2 protein-coding genes are annotated in these 1,997 nt (G+C 68.2%); one reads left to right on the forward strand and one right to left on the reverse strand.

Features of this window, described 5'->3' with window-relative positions:
- Positions 1-595: 595 nt before the first annotated feature.
- Positions 596-1,183, reverse strand: a complete 588-nt coding sequence (locus tag ABD350_RS37760) for a hypothetical protein (protein WP_344353975.1) — start codon at positions 1,181-1,183, stop codon at positions 596-598.
- 631 nt (positions 1,184-1,814) lie between these two features.
- Between ABD350_RS37760 and ABD350_RS37765 the strand changes: the two genes are divergently transcribed.
- A partial coding sequence (locus ABD350_RS37765; RefSeq protein ID WP_344353977.1) for a helix-turn-helix transcriptional regulator occupies positions 1,815-1,997 on the forward strand: 183 nt, incomplete at its 3' end.

Below are 1,997 nucleotides of genomic sequence, written 5' to 3' on the forward strand. Positions count from 1 at the left end.
AAACGATCTCGTCCACGCTTGCACCGTTTCCGTTGATGCAACGCATGATGGGAATGGATATGACGCAGAGTAAACAAGAATCCAAGCGCCACGGTTGACCGACTGCATATGCCAGAGAACTTTTCGGTTCTCTTTCGGATCTCACGTCGATCGCCTCCTGTCATTTCCGGAGGAGAATGTGCAGCATGGGCCGTTCATGGCTGAGGGCGTAACCCATTGAGCTGGCCCTGGGGCATCTGCTCATGACTCACCGGAGTCACTCGATCGGGTGGCCCGTCCCGGGGAAGTACCGTCTTGGTCACCCTGCAAATGCAACAGGCAAATCGGGTAAATGGGACACCTGTGGGAGGTGGGAAGAGCGGAGCGGAAGGTGCTCGCCGCGTTTGCCCTCGCCTGCCAGGGCACGCCCCCCGCCAGTCTGCCCATCAAGGGCCGCCGAAGACTCGAACAACCGAAAGACGGCAACGTGCTTCGTTGCCCACCTCTAAAGTGGGCATCTCGTCCCTGAGCCCGGAAAGAGTCAAGCCTGAGCAACAGGTGACCCACATCCCCGGCTCAGCTCCGGGCCAGCTTCCTTGGGCAGGGCTGTGTTGCGTCAACTGAGCCTAGGGGAAGCAGTCCTTGCCGAGTGCCCGTGGGGCAGGACCCAGGTCACCTCGTCGGTGTCCAGGCGGTGCTGCCAAGAGGTCAGCACGTGGCTGGCGACCAACCGGTCGAGAAGCTCGGCAGTCTGATGTGGAGAGTGGCCGCACAGACGGGCCAGTACATCCATCTCGATGGTGTGCGCGGCGCGAGATGACAGGTGCGCGGCCAGGACGAGCGCAATCAGCCGTACCGCGGGAGGCGTGGCCCCGGGAAGGGCCGGCGGCCCGGGTCGCAGGGCCCAGTGGGCGGCCCGGCGCCGAGCAGTGCGGCCGGGCGCCTGGTCCCGGACCGCGGCATCGAGCAACTGCACCGTCACCGGTGCGGCCCTGAGGTCCGGTGGAAGCAACCAGCGGCCGTGAGCCAACTCCTCCCAGGCCTCGGCGCGCCCGCGCAGCCGCATGCCGCGCAGCAAGCCTGCGGGCAGCCGGACAAGGCCGCCGGTGTCGGCCCGCAGTGCGCACTGCAGAGCCAGCAGCCGGCCGGCGGGAGAGGTGCACTTTGGAAGCGCGGTGGCCAGGTAGGTGAGCATCTCCCGCACGCGCATTCCTTCCTCCGCGGCGGGCCGGTGCACGCGGTGTGCAGCCGCGGTCGCAGCTGCAGGCGGTGAAGCGGGGGAGTGCGGAGTGCCGAGCACAGTGCAGGGGACGACGGAGGTGTTGCCGGTCGCGGCCGCGCAGGCCGCGCAGGTGTCGGCCAGCCGCCAGACGCGGCCGCCGTCGTCGCGGGTGAGGGCCAGCAGGACAGGACCGGCGCACCCGCGGTGACGCCGATGCCACAGGCAGCCAAGCGACCGGCACTGGCAGATCCGCAGATGCGCGGGCAGCGCATCGGCGCGGGCGTGACAGGCCAGATGAGCCAGGGCGGCAGACCTTGCAGACGCCGCCCTAGGGGAAACCGTGTGGTTGGTGCAGCGGACGCAGACCAGTGCAGGCCCACCCGGCCCCGGGCGCAGTTCCACCGTCCAGACGCGCCGTACCGCGGCGCCGGCGAGCCTCATGGGCTGGCTCTCCTCCTGTCTTGTCCCTGGGGCCGGGCTGCCGCACAGCAGGCACCCGGAGCGGACACGCGTTCATGCAGACCAGTGCACCGTCACTGTCCGCGATCCTCCGAGGCAAATAGTGCAGAAGTCTGCACTGACAGGGCAGAGGTCTGCACCGTCGGATGGTGGAGTGACGATCATCCCGCCCGACCCCAACCTCACCGCCCTGCGAGTCGAACTCGCACGGCTACGGGGTCAGCGCGGATGGACCTTCGACGAACTCGCCGAACGCAGCGGCCTGGCCAGGCGCACCCTCATCGACCTCGAACACGGCCGCACCACCGGCAGCATCACCACCTGGCACGCCCTGGCC

This window comes from Streptomyces nogalater (genome assembly GCF_039532885.1).
GTDB classification, from domain to species: domain Bacteria; phylum Actinomycetota; class Actinomycetes; order Streptomycetales; family Streptomycetaceae; genus Streptomyces; species Streptomyces nogalater.